The sequence below is a fragment of the Halomonas sp. TH-94 genome (genome assembly GCF_057473365.1).
This window is the reverse complement of the sequence record NZ_JBYCKL010000010.1, coordinates 132,787-148,603: the sequence shown is the minus strand read 5'-3', so window position 1 is coordinate 148,603 and position 15,817 is coordinate 132,787. Positions and strand designations below refer to the sequence as shown.

Genomic DNA, 15,817 nt, shown 5'->3' with positions numbered 1-15,817 from the left:
GCGCCCTCTCCGGAGGGCGCTTTTTTTTATTTTCTAATCGTCCAAGCACTTATGCCCCCTGTCGTGACGCTTCGCTACGTTTTTGCTCGCCCCATCTTGTTGGCTCTCTCATGCCAGACTAGATTTAAGAAGTCTTCGTGCGCGACCGGTCGGGACGCTGGGCAGCCACGCAAGAACTAGGGACAACATGGGACATTCAAGGAGTTAGAACATGTCAAATACAACGCTCCTCGCCGTATCGTTGGCTGCCGCTTCCTTGCTCGTTGCCACCAGCGCACAGGCACAGACCGGTCAGCCACATGAACGCTACGCCTATCTGGGGCTGGGCACCGGGTTCAGCTCACTGGAGAACGACCGCGACGAAGTCGACAACTTCATTGAAACCGGAGGTCGCAACTTCAGCATCGACGACGACAGCAACGTATGGAAGGGTTTCGCCGGCTACCAGATCAATCGCTACCTGGCAGTCGAAGCCTTCTACGCCGACCTGGGTCGCGTGCGCCTGCGCGGAAACGACGGTGTCAGCACGGATCTCGAGTCCACTGCCTACGGGGCCAGCGTGGTCGGCCAGTTACCGATCACCACCTGGTTCTCGCCTTATGCCAAGATAGGCGCCGCCAGTTGGGAAACCGAGGTGCGTGGCAATCTTGGCGACGCCGAGCTGGAGCTGCAGGACAACGATGGCTTCGATCCGGTCTACGGCGTAGGGGCTCAGTTCAACTTCAATCCAATCCTCATCCGCGCCGAATACGAGCGCTACGATTTCGACAGTGACTACACCATCGACACCTTTACTGCGTCGGTGGGCCTGCGCTTCTAGCTCGAGGCTCTCTGCATCACCGATGCCGGATACTGCCCGGCATCGGTGATGCTGCGACGAATCGATGAAGGTCGATCACCTTGCGCTATGGCATCATCCAAGGACATCACACTCGGGCAAGGAGCCTAAATTCGATGAGCGCCATCATCACACCTGACATCTGCGATGCCCACCCGGAGGTTCAGGTACTCGATCCCCTCTTCGTCAGCTTCGGTGGTCGTGAGGCCTTCTGTGGGCCGATCCGTACCGTCAAGTGCTTCGAGGACAACTCCCTGGTCAAGCAGGCTCTGGGCGAGCCCGGCGAAGGGGCCGTACTGGTGGTCGATGCCGGCGGCTCGCACCGCTGCGCCATGCTGGGCGACATGCTGGCCGAAATGGCCGTGGAGAACGGCTGGTCCGGCGTCGTGATGTACGGCTGCGTGCGCGATGTCGACGTGCTGGCCGAAACCGATTTGGGCGTCCATGCCTTGGGCGCTCATCCCCGTAAGAGCGAGAAGCGCGGCGAAGGCAGTCGCGACGTCGCAGTCACCTTTGCCGGTGCCACCCTGCGCCCCGGTCAATGGCTCTACGCGGACAACAACGGCATCGTTATCGCCGAAGAGCGCCTTACGCTGGATGCCTGATCCAACCCTCTTGCCTACCGGGACTTGCCCTGTCGGCGGTCACGATGCCACGCTAACGCCATGATTCTGGACCGGGAGCCTATGAGTCGATGACGTCGCTTGGCGTGGATATGCTGCGCAGCCTGCGAGAGCACCTGCGTCCGCTGGTGGCGTATCACCTGTTCTTCACCCTGCTCGCCTCGAGTCTGCTGCTGCCGGCCGTGGCCTGGACCTTGACCAGCCTGCTGGGGCGCTTCGAGCGCCCGGTGATCACCAACGCCGGGTTGCTGGAGCTTTTGCTCAGCCCGGCCGGCATGCTTTGGCTGCTGTTCGCCATCGGCTTGACCTTCCTGGTGCTGTACCTACAGCAAGCCGGAATGATTCTGGTGGCGGTAAAGCGACGCGACAATCACTTTCGGCTGGCATTCGTCGCCCTGTGGCAGACCCTGCGCCGTTTGCCCGCCCTGTCCGGTCTGGTCGTCCTTCAGGTGGGGGCTCACCTGCTGCTCATCCTGCCCGTGGCACTCCTGCTGGGTTGGTTTTACGAGCTGATGGTGGCCGGTCTCGACCCCTATTACGTCTTGCGCATGCGGCCACCGGCCCTGTGGTATTACCTCAGCGTGGCGTTACCCCTGATTCTTGCCTGGGCCGCGGTTGCAGCATCGCTCTACGTGCGCTGGATCCTGGCCTTGCCCGCGGCAGTGCTGGAAAACCTGTCGCCCATGGCTGCACTGAAGCGCAGCCGCGACCTGACCCGTGGCCATCGCGCCCGGATCGCCCTGGTGGTGGTATCGGTGTTGGTGGTGATCGTCACCCTGCCGTTGCTTGCCAGCCTGCTTTTCGACCGCATCTTCACCCCGATGCTGTGGTGGCTGCCCGAGCGCCACGCCGTGTTGATCCCCGCCATGCTGGCCTATGTGACAGGCTACGTACTGGCGACGCTGGCCTTCACCTTTCTCGGCATTGCCGCCAACGCGCTACTGTCGGCCTGCCTCTACCTTCGCCTGGCCCACCGTGAGCCGCGTCCTGTTCCACCGCCGCCAGACGCCCACCCGGGTCGCCTCGCCTGGGGGGTGGAAGTCGCCGTCATCCTGTTTGCCGCGCTGCAGGCATGGTGGATCGTCAACAGCTTCGAACTGCGTGACGACGTTGCGGTCATTGCCCATCGCGGCAGCTCGATGGCCGCCCCGGAGAACACGCTGGCCGCCATCGAACGCGCCATCGAGGATCGCGCCGATTACGTGGAGATCGATGTCAGGCTCAGCGCCGACGGCGAGGTGGTGCTCTATCACGACCGCAGCCTGCAACGCCTCGCCGGGGATCCGCGCAACGTACGCGACCTTACCCTGGAGGAGCTGCGCCAATACGACGTTGGCAGCTGGTTTGGCGACGCCTTCGTGGGTGAGCGCATTCCGACGCTGGATGAAGCTTTCGCCGCGGTTCGCGGCAACAGCGGCTTGATGATCGACATGAAGCCCGACCCGGGGGTGGAAGAGGCGCTGGTGGAAGCCGTGATCGCCGCCCTGCATCGCGAGCACGAGGCGCGACGTCAGTGCCTTGCCCAGGCAGCTGGCGATGCCATGGCAAGGTGCGGCAATCCGGATGTGGCGGCAGAGACACGGCTGGCCGTGATGTCGAGCAACGTATTGGAAATGGTCAAGGCGCGCGAACCGGCGCTACGCGTGACCCTTCTGGCCCAGTTGATAATGCCGGGGACGCTGGATCGTCGCAGCTTCGACGCCCTGGGGCTGCGGCACAATCGCATCACCGACAACGAAATTCGACTGGCACGCGAGCTGGGCTACGAGGTACACGCCTGGACGGTGAACGACCGAGCAAGGATGTCCCAGCTGATCGATCTCGGGGTGGACGCCATCATTACCGACTACCCCGATCGACTCGTGGAACTCATGGAAGACCGGCGCGAGCTCGGCGACGGCGCGATCCTGCTGGTCAAGCTGCGCAACTGGCTGCGCCGATGACGGATGGCGCCCGGTCGGGCGCCATTCCAAATGCCCTTTAGTCGCCCATCACCACACCTTCACGGCGCGGGTCGGCACCACCGAAGAAGCCGTCGTCGGTACGCTGAATGGCCTGCAGCCCGCTGACCAGCTCACGCTCGCTGGCATCATGACCGAGCTCATTCAACGCCTCGAGCACCGCGGCGGGGAAGCGCCCCTCCTCGAGATAGGCCGGCCCGCCGAGCGTGATGGCATGGGGCAGGTTCAGGGCTTCCTGAGCATCGAGTCCCCACTCCAGCATCGCCACCAGCGCCTTGGCGGTATAGTGGATGATCGCCGCACCACCGGGCGAGCCGAGACTGGCTACCAGCTCGTCGGTTTCGCGGTCGAACACCAGCGTCGGGCTCATGCTGGAGCGCGGCCGCTTGCCTGCCTCGACGCGATTGGCGATGGGCGTACCATCGGCACCCAAGGGGCGGAAGGAGAAATCCGTCAGCTCGTTGTTGAGCAGATAGCCACCGGCCAGGCCGGTGCCGCCATCGGCCAACATACGCGAGCCGAAGGCAGCCTCGATGGTGGTGGTCATGGCCACGGCGTTGCCCTCTTCATCGATGATGCTGATGTGGCTGGTGCCGTACTCCGGCTGGGCGGGCTGTGTGGCCCAGGCGGTATCCACCCCACCGGGGCGACCTGCCTCGGCGCCATCGGGCCCCACGCTCTGCTCACCGATCAACTCGGCCCGCTCCGCCAGGTACTCCTCATCCAGCATGCTGCTCCAGTCGCCGCCGGGCGCATTGACGAAATCGGGATCGGCGATGAACTTGCCGCGATCGGCAAAGGCCAAGCGAGACGCTTCGAGGAAGCGATGCAGCCACTCGGTACTGGGAAGATCCTCTTCCAGCGGCGTTTCGAGGGCCGGCAGCCGATCGAGAATGCCGAGAATCTGCATGATGGTCAGATGCCCGGAAGACGGGGGCGGGAACCCGCAGATTCGATAATCCTGCCAGTCCGTGCACAGCGGCGCGCGCTCCTTGGCCACATAGGTGGCCATGTCTTCGAGGCTGATCGCACCAGGACGATCGGGATGTCCCTGAACGCGGTGCACCAGGTCTTCGGCAATCGGGCCGGTGTGCAGCGCCTTGCTGCCATTCTCGGCAATCTCGCGCAGGATGGCAGCCAGTGCCGGGTTCTGCAGGAGATGCCCCTGGGGCAAGGGCTCGCCTTCCTCGGTGTAGTAGAAGCTACCGGCTAGAGCATCCTCTCGCAGCTTCTCCTCGCTCGCCAGACTGGTATGCAGCCGCGGGCTGACCTCGAACCCTTCTTCTGCCAGCATGATGGCAGGCGCGAACAGTTCCGCCCAAGGTAGCTTGCCATACTGCTCGTGAGCCATTTCCAGCATGCGTACGGTTCCCGGCACGCCGACGGAAAGGCCGCTGGCTGCCGCCTCCATGAACTCGAGAGGTTCGCCGCCGCCATTGAGGAAAAGTGATTCGCTGGCCGCCCGCGGTGCCGTCTCACGGCCGTCGTAGGCCTTGACCTCGTCGCCATCGTAGTGCATCAGGAAGGCCCCGCCCCCGATGCCGCTCGACTGCGGCTCCACCAGGGTCAATACCATCTGCACGGCGATGGCGGCATCGACTGCCGACCCGCCCGCCTTAAGCACCTGATACCCCGCATCGGTCGCCAGCGGGTTCGCTGCCGCCACGGCAAAACGCTCGGTGGCCCAGCCTGGTTTCTCGGTATAGCCGGAAGCCGATTCCGGAGCGATTGCCGGGGCCTCGTACTGGAAGGCCGTCTCGGCCGAAGCCAGCAGCGGCAAACCGAGCATACACGCCGATATAACAGTAGCTAACCAGCATCGGGGATAAGATACAGAGCGCATGTCCATTGTTAAAGCCCCTAGGTAACTCCGTGTAAGAGATGTACAGCATAGGCGATAAAAAGCCCGATTGACGAGTCTCAATCGGGCTAGTTTGTAACAGAAGAAAGTTTTAATCGCCTATGGTCTGGCCAGCCAGCATGAACCATGTCTCAAGCACGGCATCGGGGTTGAGAGACACAGAGTCGATCCCCTGCTCCATGAGCCATTTGGCGAGATCCGGATGGTCGGAAGGCCCCTGGCCACAGATACCGACGTACTTGCCGTTGGCCTTGCAGGCCTGGATCGCCATGCTCAGCAGCTTGAGCACCGCCGGATTACGCTCGTCAAACAGGTGGGCGACGATTCCCGAGTCGCGGTCCAGCCCCAGCGTGAGCTGAGTCAGGTCGTTGGAACCGATCGAGAAACCGTCGAAGTGTTCGAGAAACTCTTCGGCCAGCAGCGCATTGGCCGGCAGCTCGCACATCATGATGACCTTGAGGCCGTTGTCGCCACGCTTCAGACCATTGGCCGCCATCAGCTCGACCACCTCACGAGCTTCATCGGTCGTGCGTACGAAAGGCACCATGATCTCGATGTTATCGAGCCCCATTTCGTCGCGCACGCGCTTGAGCGCCTGACACTCGAGTTCGAAGCAGGGACGGAAGGCATCTGATATGTAGCGAGAGGCGCCACGGAAGCCGAGCATCGGGTTCTCCTCGCCCGGCTCGTAGAGCTTACCGCCGATGAGGTTCTCGTATTCGTTCGACTTGAAGTCCGAAAGCCGCACGATCACCCGCTGCGGGTGAAATGCCGCGGCCAAGGTAGAGATGCCCTCGACCAGCTTATCGACGTAGAAATCCACGGGGCTGGCATAGCCGGCGGTGCGCAGGTTGATGGTTTGCTGCAGCTCCAGCGGCAGGGTGTCGTACTCCAACAGCGCCTTGGGGTGCACGCCGATCATGCGATTGATGATGAACTCCAGACGCGCCAGACCCACGCCGGCATGAGGCAGGCTGGCAAAGCTGAAGGCGCGATCCGGGTTACCGACGTTCATCATGATCTTGAACGGAATCTCCGGCATCGAATCGACGCTGGTGACTCGGCGGTCGTAGTCGAGCAGGCCTTCATAGACGTGCCCGGTGTCACCCTCGGCGCAGGAGACGGTGACGTCACGGCCATCCTCGAGAATCTCGGTGGCGTCGCCACAGCCCACCACGGCGGGAATACCGAGCTCCCGGGCGATGATCGCCGCGTGACAGGTGCGACCGCCACGGTTGGTGACGATGGCCGAGGCGCGCTTCATGATCGGCTCCCAGTCGGGGTCGGTCATGTCGGTCACCAGCACGTCGCCGGCATTGACCTTGTCCATCTGCTCCGGCGTGAACACGATCTTGACCGTGCCGCGTCCGATGCGCTGGCCGATGGCGCGACCGTCGACCAGTGTGCGCCCCTTCTCCTTGAGGTGGAAACGTTCGAGCTTGCCGCCCTCCTGCTGGGAGACGACGGTTTCCGGACGCGCCTGGACGATGTACAGCTCGCCGTCATCGCCGTCCAGTGCCCATTCGATGTCCATCGGCCGTCCGTAGTGCTCCTCGATGGTCACGGCCTGGCGAGCCAGGGACATGACCTGATCGTCGCTGATGCAGAAGCGCGCACGATCCTTGAGCGGCACATCCACCGTATCGACAGACTTGCCGGCGCTGGCGTCGCTGCCGTAGATCATCTTGATCAGCTTGGAGCCGAGGCTGCGACGCAGCACCGCCGGGCGACCGGCGGCAAGCGTGGGCTTGTGCACGTAGAACTCATCGGGGTTGACCGACCCCTGCACCACCGTTTCGCCAAGGCCCCAGGAAGCGGTGACGAAAACCGCATCGCGGAAACCCGACTCGGTATCGAGGGTGAACATCACGCCGGATGCCCCGGTTTCCGAGCGCACCATTTTCTGCACGCCTGCCGACAGCGCTACATTCTCGTGGGCATAACCGCGGTGCACGCGGTAGGAAATGGCGCGGTCGTTGAACAGCGAAGCGAACACCTCATGCACCGCGCGCTTGATATTGGCGAAGCCTTCGATATTGAGGAAGGTTTCCTGCTGGCCGGCAAAGGAGGCGTCGGGCAGGTCCTCGGCGGTGGCCGAGCTGCGCACTGCCGCCTTGAGGTTGGGATGCTGGCTGGCGAGCTTGTCGTAGGCACTGCGCAGATGCTCCTCGAAGGTGGGCGGCAGCGGCGTATCGATCACCCACTGACGGATTTCCGCACCGACGCGGGCCAGCTCGTTTACGTCATCGACGTCGAGGCGCGCCAGCGCCTGATTGATTCTCTCGTTGAGTCCTTCGTGGGCGAGGAACTCACGATAGGCATGAGCAGTGGTGGCAAAGCCACCAGGGACGGTGACGCCGGCTCCCGACAGGTTGGAGATCATCTCGCCCAGTGAGGCATTCTTGCCGCCCACCCGTTCGACATCGTCCATGCCGAGCTGATCGAACCACAGGATGTAGTCTTCCACGTAACCCCCTTGATCTTCGTTGCCTACCTTCAGGCGAAAAACGCAATGGTGCCCACCTTAAACGCAAGCGGCCATATTCGCCATTGGTCTAACATCGAAGTCAGTGGAGGTTTTTTACAACAATGGGCCGATTTGCGCCATTCCTGTAGTCAGGCGCCGGTCGTTCCCCGATTTTGCCGCCTTGCCGCCAGGGTCTGAAGCCCCGACAATGAAGGTTTCCCTCAACGGATACCGCCGACACCATGCCTCGTACCGCCTTCTTCATCTCCGACGGCACCGGCATTACCGCCGAGAGCCTGGGCCGCAGCTTGCTGGCGCAGTTCGAGAACATCGAGCTGCGCATGCTGACCAAACCCTATATCGACTCCATCGACAAGGCGCGAGCCCTGGTCGACATCATCGAAGCGACGGCGATGCGCGACGGTGAAGTGCCGATCATCATCGATACCATCGTCGACGAGGCGATTCGTGAGGTGATACGCAAGGCGCCCGGGTTCAAGATCGACATCTTCTCGACCTTCCTCAAACCGCTGGAGAAGGAGCTCGGCACGCATTCGAGCTATACCGTGGGCCGAACCCACTCCATCGGCCAGGATGAGGTCTACATGGACCGCATCCACTCGGTGCACTTCGCGCTGGACAATGACGACGGCGCCCGCACCCATCAGTACGACCAGGCCGACGTCATCCTGGTGGGGGTGTCGCGCTGCGGCAAGACCCCGACATCGCTCTATCTCGCCCTGCAGTTCGGCATCCGCGCCGCCAATTACCCCCTGACGGAGGACGACCTCGACGAGGACGGCATCCTCAAGCTGCCGCGCGCCCTCGCCAAACACCGCCACAAGCTGTTCGGGCTGACCATCGACCCACGCCGGCTGGCCGCCATTCGCCACGAACGCCGGCCCAACAGCCGCTACAGCTCGCTCGACCAGTGCACCCAGGAGGTCGAGCAGGCCGAGGGGCTGTATCGTCAGATGCACGTGCCCTACATCGACACCACGCGGTTCTCGATCGAAGAGATTTCCACCCGCATGATTGCCGAGACGGGGTTGACCCGGCGCTTCTCACCGCGCTGAGGCCATGCATCCATGCGCAAGCTCTCCGTTGGGCTGTTGATCCTGTTGACGCTGCTGATCGGCGGGCCTCTCTACATGTGGCAGTTCGGTGGCATCGACACCCGTGGCGACTGGCGCAGCGCCGACCGAACCAGCGCCGGACTGGCCCCGGATCCAAGCGATACCCAGGGCGCCGTGGTACAGGTCTATTCCGCACGCGCCTTCAACTGGCGCGGTATCTTTGCCGTCCACGCCTGGGTGGCCACCAAGCCCCTCGGCGCCAGTGCATACACCCTGCATCAGGTGACCGGCTGGGGCCGCCCCACTCTCTCCTCGCGTGCAGAGGCGCCCGATCGCGCCTGGTTCGGCAGCGCGCCGACGCTGCACGCCACACTCTGCGGCAGCGAAGCCGAACGGGCCATCGAACGCATCGACGCGCTGCTGCCCGACTACCCCTACCGCGACCGCTATCGTGCCTGGCCGGGACCCAACAGCAACACCTTCGTGGCATGGTTGATTCGCGAAGTGCCGGAACTCAGCGTGGCACTGCCCTCCAGCGCCATCGGCAAGGACTATCTGGGAGAGAGCGTGCTGGCACGAACCCCGAGCGGTTCGGGCTTTCAGCTATCGCTGGGTGGCGTCGTCGGCGCTGCCGCGGGGTTACAGGAGGGGCTTGAGCTCAACATCGGCGGCCTGGTGCTCGGCATCGACCCGGCCGCACTGGGTATCAAGCTGCCCGGTATCGGCACCTTGGGTTTGCGAGAAGAGCGCCAGCCGCTGGGGGAATGTTCACCCGCAGCGGCTGGCTGAATGGCCGGAGTGCCTTACTAGCGAACAATGCCCTCGTGGCGCAGCCGAGCGATGTCCTCGGCCGTCAGGCCCATCTCGGCAAGTACGGCATCGCTGTCCTGGCCCAGTCGAGGCGGCGCCACCTCACTCATTGCAGGCCGGTTGTCGAAGCGCAGCGGACAGGCCACTTGAGGCACCTCGAGATCGCCGCGCTTCAGGGTGCGATGCATACCGCGATGGCTGACCTGAGGGTCGTCGAACACTTCGGCGATGGTATTGATGGGCCCGGCGGGGATGCCGCGCGCCTCCAGTTCGGCCAGCCACTCGTCACGCTTGCGAGTCATGAAGATCGCCTGGATCAGGGGCACCAGGACCTCGCGGTTACCCACCCGAGCGGCATTGGTGGCGTAGTCCGGCTGCTGAGCCCACTCCGGATGGCCCAACAGCTCGGCCAGACGCGAAAATTGGCCGTCATTGCCGACCGTGAGCACTAGGTGCCCATCGGCACAGGCGAAGGCCTGGTATGGCACGATGTTGGGGTGGGCGTTGCCGTGTCGCTTCGGCGAGGCCCCGCTGACCAGCGCATTGAGCGCCTGATTGGCAAGAGCCGCCACCTGCACGTCGAGCAGCGCCACGTCCACGTGCCGCCCTTCCCCGGTACGTTCACGCTCGTGCAGCGCCGAGAGCACGCCGATGGTGGCGTAGAGCCCGGTCATCACGTCGGTGATGGCCACGCCGGTCTTCATCGGCATGCCGTCCGGTTCGCCGCCGATGCTCATCAGCCCCCCCATGGCCTGGATCATGAAGTCGTAGCCGGCGCGGTGCGCGTAGGGGCCATCCTGTCCGAAGCCGGTGATCGAGCAGCCGATCAACCTGGGATTTAGGGCCTTCAGGCTGGCGTAGTCGAGCCCGTATTTCGCCAGACCGCCGACCTTGAAATTTTCCAGCAGAATGTCGGCACCCGCAGCGAGCTGGCGAATCAGCGCCTGACCCCGCTCGCTTGCCACGTCCAGCGCCAACGACTGCTTGCCGCGGTTGGCGCACAGGAAGTAGGCCGCCACGCGTTCGGCATCATCGTCGCCGGCCAGCCACGGCGGGCCCCAGCCGCGAGTGTCGTCGCCACGCTCGGGATGCTCGATCTTGATCACGCGGGCACCGAGATCGGCGAGCAGCTGGCCGGCCCAGGGGCCAGCCAGCACGCGCGACATATCGAGCACCGTTATGCCTTGCAGCGGTCCGTTCATCTTGATTGCTTCCACTCTCGTCGCTACGGGGGCAAGCCAGAACTACGCTTCGGCTTGCCCCGCCGCTCCTCGCTAGAGATAGCGTCTGGATCTCGGCGAACTCAGTTGGCGAACGACTGGATACCCGTTTGAGCCCGACCGAGGATCAACGCATGCACGTCGTGGGTGCCTTCGTAGGTGTTGACCGCTTCGAGATTCATCATGTGGCGAATCACGTGGTACTCGTCGGCGATACCGTTGCCGCCGTGCATGTCGCGCGCGACACGAGCGATATCCAACGCCTTGCCGCAGTTGTTGCGCTTGATCAGCGAGATCGCTTCGGGCACCAGTTGGCCTGCGTCGATCATGCGACCCACCCGCAGTGCGGCCTGAAGACCGAGCGCGATTTCGGTCTGCATGTCGGCGAGTTTCTTCTGGATCAGCTGATTGGCGGCCAGCGGGCGGCCGAACTGCTTGCGATCCAGGGTGTACTGACGAGCGGCGTGCCAACATGCCTCGGCGGCGCCCATGCTGCCCCAGGCGATACCGAAACGGGCACGGTTGAGGCACGAGAACGGGCCTTTGAGCCCGGTGACACCCGGCAGGCGCTGCTCATCGGAAACTTCCACGTCCTGAATGGCGATCTGGCCGGTAATGGAAGCGCGCAGGCTGAATTTGCCCTCGATCTTGGGCGCGGAAAGCCCCGGCATGCCTTTCTCGAGAATGAAGCCGTTGACCACACCCTCCTCGTCCCGTGCCCACACCACGAATACGTCGGCAATCGGCGAGTTGGTAATCCAGGTCTTGGTGCCGTTGAGGCGCCAGCCATTGTCGGTGCGCACGGCACGTGTGGACATGCTGCCCGGGTCGGAGCCGTGATCAGGTTCGGTGAGACCGAAGCAACCGACCCATTCGCCGGTGGCCAGCTTGGGCAGGTACTTCTCGCGCTGGGCCTCGCTGCCGAAGGCGTGAATGGGGTACATCACCAGGCTCGACTGCACGCTCATGGCGCTGCGGTAGCCGGAGTCGACCCGCTCCACCTCACGGGCAATCAACCCGTAGCTGACATAGTTCATGCCGGCACAGCCGTAGCCTTCGATGGTGGCCCCGAGCAGGCCCAGCTCGCCCATCTCGTTCATGATCTCGCGGTCGAAGCGCTCGTGGCGGTTGGCCTCGAGCACCCGAGGCATCAGCTTGTCCTGGCAATAGTCGTAGGCGGTCTGGTGAACCATGCGCTCGTCTTCGTCGAGCTGGTCGATCAGGCGGAACGGGTCTTCCCAAGTGACGGGGGTGATCTTGCTCATGGCGGCTCTCCTGATGAAATTTCTACATTTTCACCGAATGTAGACCACCCCCATCCCGATGCCAACCCCTGCGCATGCTTTTTTTCGTGCCCGCCTCAGGCAGGCGCCTCGGCCAGCTGCATGGTGACGAGCCGCCGCCTGAGGATACGCCACGCCACCAGCCCCACCAGCACATTGGCCACGAACAGGCCGATGAAAATACCCTGGGCACCGCCCAGCACACCGCCAAGCCAGGCCAGCGGTACCGTCAGAAGAAACAGCCGAATGACCGAGAGGCGCATGGCGCGAGCGGGCTCATGCAGGGCGTTGAAGGACGATACCGCCAGGATCACGACCCCTTGGGCGCCAAGACCCAGCGGCACCCACCACAGGAAGCTGCGCAATACCTCCCCCATCTCGCCCCCCGCGGTATAGCCGGCAACGAGCCAGGGAGCGAGAAGCTGCAGCATCAGCCAGACACCGAGTTGCCAGACGATGACGAAGGCGAAGCAACCGTAGATGGCTCGTCGAACGCGCTCGTGCTGCCCTGCTCCCGCATTCTGGCTGACCAGCGGCGGCAGCGTCATCGACAGTGCCAGCACGCCGATCTGGGCTATGGCCTCGATACGTGTGCCGACGCCGTAGCCCGCCACCGCATGGTGGCCATGATCGGCCACGATGCGCGTCACCAGGGCCAGGGCCAGCGGCGTGAATACGCTGGTAATCGCCGCCGGCACAGCAATGCGCGACAGCTCGCGCCAGGAGTCCATCAGCCCACCCGGCGTCAGGTGACGCAGGTCGAGACAGTCGCGCAGCTCGCGGTGCCAGAACAGCGCCGCGGTCATGGCGCTCCAGCTCAGCACCGTGGCCAGGGCGGCCCCCTGCACGCCCAGCGCCGGGAACGGCCCCACGCCGAAGATCAGCAGCCAGTCGAGCAGGCCGTTGAGCAGCGCCGCCAGTGCCATCATCAGTCCGGGTATGAGTGTATTGCCCTGGGCACGCAGCACGCTGTTGAGCACCCGCGGTACGATCACCGCCGCCGCCCCCAGGTACCAGATACCCATGTAATCGCGAATGTGCGGCAGCAGTGCAGCATCGGCCCCCAGCAGCCTGAACAGCGGCTCGAGGGTGGCCAACCCCAGCAGCGTCAGCAGCACGCCGACCGCCAGCGCCAGCAGTGCGGCATCGGTGGCTCTTCGCCGCACCGTCTCGATTTCGCCCCGGCCCAACAGGCGAGCCACCACTGCCGAGGTGCCGATTCCCAGGCCGATGGCCAGACTGATCACCGCGAATACGACAGGGAAGGTGAACGACACCGCTGCCAGCGGCTCGGGGCCCAGCCGCGCGATGAACCAGGTGTCCACTAGGTTGAAGCTCATCATGGCGATCATGCCGCCTACCACGGGCAGGCACTTGCGCAGCAGGGTCAGAGCAATGGGACCTTCGAGCAGCTCGCGTCGCATGGGGCGGCCGGCGCGCCCCGGGGTGGTGGTTGGCGTGGACATGACATCTCGCTACGGAAACGGGCACAAGATTGTGCCCGTTTCTTCTCCTTGAGTCCGGCCGAACTGCCGGTATCGAGGTTATTCGCCTGAACGGTAGAGCTTCTGGATACTGGAGAAATCCAGCCCGCCGTTACCCTGTGCCGCATGCAGCGCAAACAGGTTGCGCGCCTGGGAGCCCATCGGCACCGTGGCCTTGCAGCCCAGCGCCAGCTCCCACGCCAAACCCAGATCCTTGGCCATCAGGTCGGTGAGAAAGCCCCCCTGATAGTCGCGCGAAGCGGCAGACCCCTGCATCACGCCCGGCCAGGGATTATAGACATTGAGCGCCCAGTTGCCGCCGCTGCTCTGCTTCATGATCTCCGAAAGCACGGCCGGGTCGAGTCCGTTCTTGACCCCCAGCGCCAGCGCCTCGGCGGTACCGCTCATGAGAATGCCGAGCAGCATGTTGTTGCAGATCTTCGCCACCTGGCCGGCGCCGACGTCCCCGGCGTGGAAGATGTTCTTGCCCATGGCTTCGAGCACCGGCTTGGCCTGGTCGAAACCCGCCTCGCTTCCGCCGACGATGAAGGTCAGAGTGCCGGCCTGGGCGCCTCCCACGCCGCCGGAGACCGGCGCGTCGAGATAGGTCAGGCCGCGTTCGGCAGCACCCGCGCCAACCGTGCGGGCATCCTCCGGCGAGATGGTAGAGGCATCGATGATCAGCGGCTTGCCTTCCAGGGCATCGAACAGCCCCGGCGACCCTTCGCGTCCGAGGTAGAGTCGACGCACGTGCTGGCCGGCCGGCAACATCGAGATGACCACTTCCGCCCCGCTGGCCGCGCTCTGGGCGCTGGCACAGGCATGGGCTCCGGCGCCTTCGAGCTGTTTCATGGCGGCATCGACGAGGTCGAAGACGCTGACCTCATGGCCGGCCTTGACCAGGTTGTGGGCCATCGGGGCCCCCATGTTGCCAAGGCCGATAAAGGCGATTTTCATGCGAGCTGCTCCTGATTGTCGTTATGGCTGTCGTTCGTCATGGCGTGATCGAGGCGTTGTGTGGGCCGCTCAATTGACCCGTTGCCCTGAATCGATGTCCCGCAGCGGATGCGCCTCGACGCTCCACAGCGGTTCCAGCAGCGCCTGCAGGTCGGCCGGGCCGACATCATCGACGCTGGCGTGCTGCCACCTGGGGTTCCGATCCTTGTCGATCAAGAGGGCGCGAACACCCTCGGCGATGTCCCCATGACGGCAACACTGCACCGAGAGGTTGAGCTCATCGCGGAAGGCATCGGCCAGGCTGGTATGCCGATGGCGCTCCAGCATGGACCACACCAGATGGGCGCTGAGCGGGCTACCCGCCTCGAGGCGCTTGCGGTTGGCAGCGAGCCAGCCATCGTCGCGCGTATCCTTCAGGATGCGATGTACCGCAGTGGGTGCGTCGACCTGAGCGGACAGCGTCTGGAGATGGTCGAGCAATGGCCAAACCTGGGGCGCGGGCGCATGAGCACGAGCCTCGAAACGGTCGAGCACGCGCTGAACCCCGGCCTGGAGATCGCTGCGGCTGCGGGCCCCATAATCGGCCTCGCCGAGAGCCTCTAGCAGAGCATCGCGCTGCTCTCGCGGCACGAAGTGATCGGCCAGCCCCAGATCGAGGGCATCGCGGGCATTGAGCTGGCCACCGGTGATGCCGAGATAGGCACCCACGCCAGGCGGCATGCGGTTGAGGAACCAGCTGGCACCGATGTCGGGGTAAAGGCCGATGGTGATCTCGGGCATGGCGATCAGTGTGGTCTCGGTTACCAGCCTTCGCGATGCACCCGCCATGAGCCCCAGGCCACCACCCATCACGATACCGTCTCCCCACACCAGCACCGGCTTGGGATAGGTATGGATGCGATAGTCGAGGCGATATTCCGTGGTGAAATAGGTTTCGGCATAGACACTGTCGCGTCCCGCACCACGATTCTCGCCCTCCTCGGTCATCGAGCGGTACAGGGCCACCACATCGCCACCGGCACAGAAGGCTTTTTCTCCACTGCCCTCCAGCCACACTGCCACGATGCTGCGGTCCACCGCCCACGCCTGCAGCTTGGCATCCAGCTGCCGGGCCATCTCAAGTGTAAGCGCGTTGAGCGACTTCGGCGCATTCAACGTAGCGATACCGACACGCCCCCCGTCCCGGGTCGGCAACTCGTCGAAGACGACTGCAAGATCCGTCATGCCGCTGTTCTCC

12 protein-coding genes are annotated in these 15,817 nt (G+C 63.9%); 5 read left to right on the top strand and 7 right to left on the bottom strand.

All coding sequences use genetic code 11. From position 1 onward, the window contains the following. Nucleotides 1-211 precede the first annotated feature (211 nt). The 3 genes from AC2VNO_RS02070 (at nucleotide 212) to AC2VNO_RS02060 (ending at nucleotide 3,404) form a co-directional block, all read left to right on the top strand. A complete protein-coding gene (locus tag AC2VNO_RS02070; RefSeq protein ID WP_486932576.1) occupies nucleotides 212-820 on the top strand; it encodes a porin family protein in 609 nt (202 codons plus the stop codon). A 134-nt stretch (nucleotides 821-954) separates the two neighbouring features. Further along, a complete protein-coding gene (gene rraA / locus AC2VNO_RS02065) occupies nucleotides 955-1,443 on the top strand; it encodes a ribonuclease E activity regulator RraA (protein ID WP_486932575.1) in 489 nt (162 codons plus the stop codon). An 89-nt stretch (nucleotides 1,444-1,532) separates the two neighbouring features. Beyond that, on the top strand, nucleotides 1,533-3,404 hold the full coding sequence (locus AC2VNO_RS02060; protein WP_486932574.1) for a glycerophosphodiester phosphodiesterase family protein: 1,872 nt from the start codon (nucleotides 1,533-1,535) through the stop codon (nucleotides 3,402-3,404). A gap of 37 nt (nucleotides 3,405-3,441) precedes the next feature. Here AC2VNO_RS02060 and ggt read toward each other — a convergent pair whose 3' ends face one another. Together ggt and ppsA are read right to left on the bottom strand one after the other, a co-directional pair. Continuing rightward, nucleotides 3,442-5,211 carry a gamma-glutamyltransferase gene (gene ggt / locus AC2VNO_RS02055; RefSeq protein WP_486932573.1) on the bottom strand — a complete coding sequence of 590 codons (1,770 nt, stop codon included), beginning with the start codon at nucleotides 5,209-5,211 and terminating at the stop codon, nucleotides 3,442-3,444. Nucleotides 5,212-5,374: 163 nt separating this feature from the next. Next, the gene (ppsA, locus tag AC2VNO_RS02050; RefSeq protein ID WP_486932572.1) at nucleotides 5,375-7,750 is read right to left on the bottom strand and encodes a phosphoenolpyruvate synthase; all 2,376 of its coding nucleotides are present in this window, start codon (nucleotides 7,748-7,750) and stop codon (nucleotides 5,375-5,377) included. 242 nt (nucleotides 7,751-7,992) lie between these two features. Here ppsA and ppsR point away from each other — a divergent pair, with 242 nt between their 5' ends. Together ppsR and AC2VNO_RS02040 are read left to right on the top strand one after the other, a co-directional pair. Then, entirely contained in the window at nucleotides 7,993-8,826 is an 834-nt protein-coding gene (ppsR, locus tag AC2VNO_RS02045) for a posphoenolpyruvate synthetase regulatory kinase/phosphorylase PpsR (RefSeq protein WP_486932571.1), read from the top strand. Between the two features lie 12 nt (nucleotides 8,827-8,838). Then, entirely contained in the window at nucleotides 8,839-9,615 is a 777-nt protein-coding gene (locus AC2VNO_RS02040; protein WP_486932570.1) for a DUF3750 domain-containing protein, read from the top strand. A 17-nt stretch (nucleotides 9,616-9,632) separates the two neighbouring features. Here AC2VNO_RS02040 and AC2VNO_RS02035 read toward each other — a convergent pair whose 3' ends face one another. The 5 genes from AC2VNO_RS02035 to AC2VNO_RS02015 form a co-directional block, all read right to left on the bottom strand. Beyond that, entirely contained in the window at nucleotides 9,633-10,838 is a 1,206-nt protein-coding gene (locus tag AC2VNO_RS02035) for a CaiB/BaiF CoA transferase family protein (RefSeq protein ID WP_486932569.1), read from the bottom strand. A gap of 101 nt (nucleotides 10,839-10,939) precedes the next feature. Continuing rightward, nucleotides 10,940-12,121: an acyl-CoA dehydrogenase gene (locus AC2VNO_RS02030; protein ID WP_486932568.1), complete on the bottom strand. Its 1,182-nt coding sequence runs from the start codon at nucleotides 12,119-12,121 to the stop codon at nucleotides 10,940-10,942. Nucleotides 12,122-12,216: 95 nt separating this feature from the next. Then, nucleotides 12,217-13,605: an MATE family efflux transporter gene (locus AC2VNO_RS02025; RefSeq protein WP_486932567.1), complete on the bottom strand. Its 1,389-nt coding sequence runs from the start codon at nucleotides 13,603-13,605 to the stop codon at nucleotides 12,217-12,219. Nucleotides 13,606-13,683: 78 nt separating this feature from the next. After that, the gene (gene mmsB, locus AC2VNO_RS02020; protein WP_486932566.1) at nucleotides 13,684-14,580 is read right to left on the bottom strand and encodes a 3-hydroxyisobutyrate dehydrogenase; all 897 of its coding nucleotides are present in this window, start codon (nucleotides 14,578-14,580) and stop codon (nucleotides 13,684-13,686) included. Nucleotides 14,581-14,649: 69 nt separating this feature from the next. Further along, nucleotides 14,650-15,804 carry an enoyl-CoA hydratase/isomerase family protein gene (locus AC2VNO_RS02015; RefSeq protein ID WP_486932565.1) on the bottom strand — a complete coding sequence of 385 codons (1,155 nt, stop codon included), beginning with the start codon at nucleotides 15,802-15,804 and terminating at the stop codon, nucleotides 14,650-14,652. Between the last annotated feature and the right edge of the window lie 13 nt (nucleotides 15,805-15,817).

What these genes read in the sequence shown, in the direction of transcription:
- AC2VNO_RS02070 (WP_486932576.1), top strand. Translation starts at nt 212, where the DNA reads ATGTCAAATACAACGCTCCTCGCCGTATCGTTGGCTGCCGCTTCCTTG.
- rraA (WP_486932575.1), top strand. Translation starts at nt 955, where the DNA reads ATGAGCGCCATCATCACACCTGACATCTGCGATGCCCACCCGGAGGTT.
- AC2VNO_RS02060 (WP_486932574.1), top strand. Translation starts at nt 1,533, where the DNA reads ATGACGTCGCTTGGCGTGGATATGCTGCGCAGCCTGCGAGAGCACCTG.
- ggt (WP_486932573.1), bottom strand. Translation starts at nt 5,211, where the DNA reads ATGCTCGGTTTGCCGCTGCTGGCTTCGGCCGAGACGGCCTTCCAGTAC.
- ppsR (WP_486932571.1), top strand. Translation starts at nt 7,993, where the DNA reads ATGCCTCGTACCGCCTTCTTCATCTCCGACGGCACCGGCATTACCGCC.
- AC2VNO_RS02040 (WP_486932570.1), top strand. Translation starts at nt 8,839, where the DNA reads ATGCGCAAGCTCTCCGTTGGGCTGTTGATCCTGTTGACGCTGCTGATC.
- AC2VNO_RS02035 (WP_486932569.1), bottom strand. Translation starts at nt 10,838, where the DNA reads ATGAACGGACCGCTGCAAGGCATAACGGTGCTCGATATGTCGCGCGTG.
- AC2VNO_RS02030 (WP_486932568.1), bottom strand. Translation starts at nt 12,121, where the DNA reads ATGAGCAAGATCACCCCCGTCACTTGGGAAGACCCGTTCCGCCTGATC.
- AC2VNO_RS02025 (WP_486932567.1), bottom strand. Translation starts at nt 13,605, where the DNA reads ATGTCCACGCCAACCACCACCCCGGGGCGCGCCGGCCGCCCCATGCGA.
- mmsB (WP_486932566.1), bottom strand. Translation starts at nt 14,580, where the DNA reads ATGAAAATCGCCTTTATCGGCCTTGGCAACATGGGGGCCCCGATGGCC.
- AC2VNO_RS02015 (WP_486932565.1), bottom strand. Translation starts at nt 15,804, where the DNA reads ATGACGGATCTTGCAGTCGTCTTCGACGAGTTGCCGACCCGGGACGGG.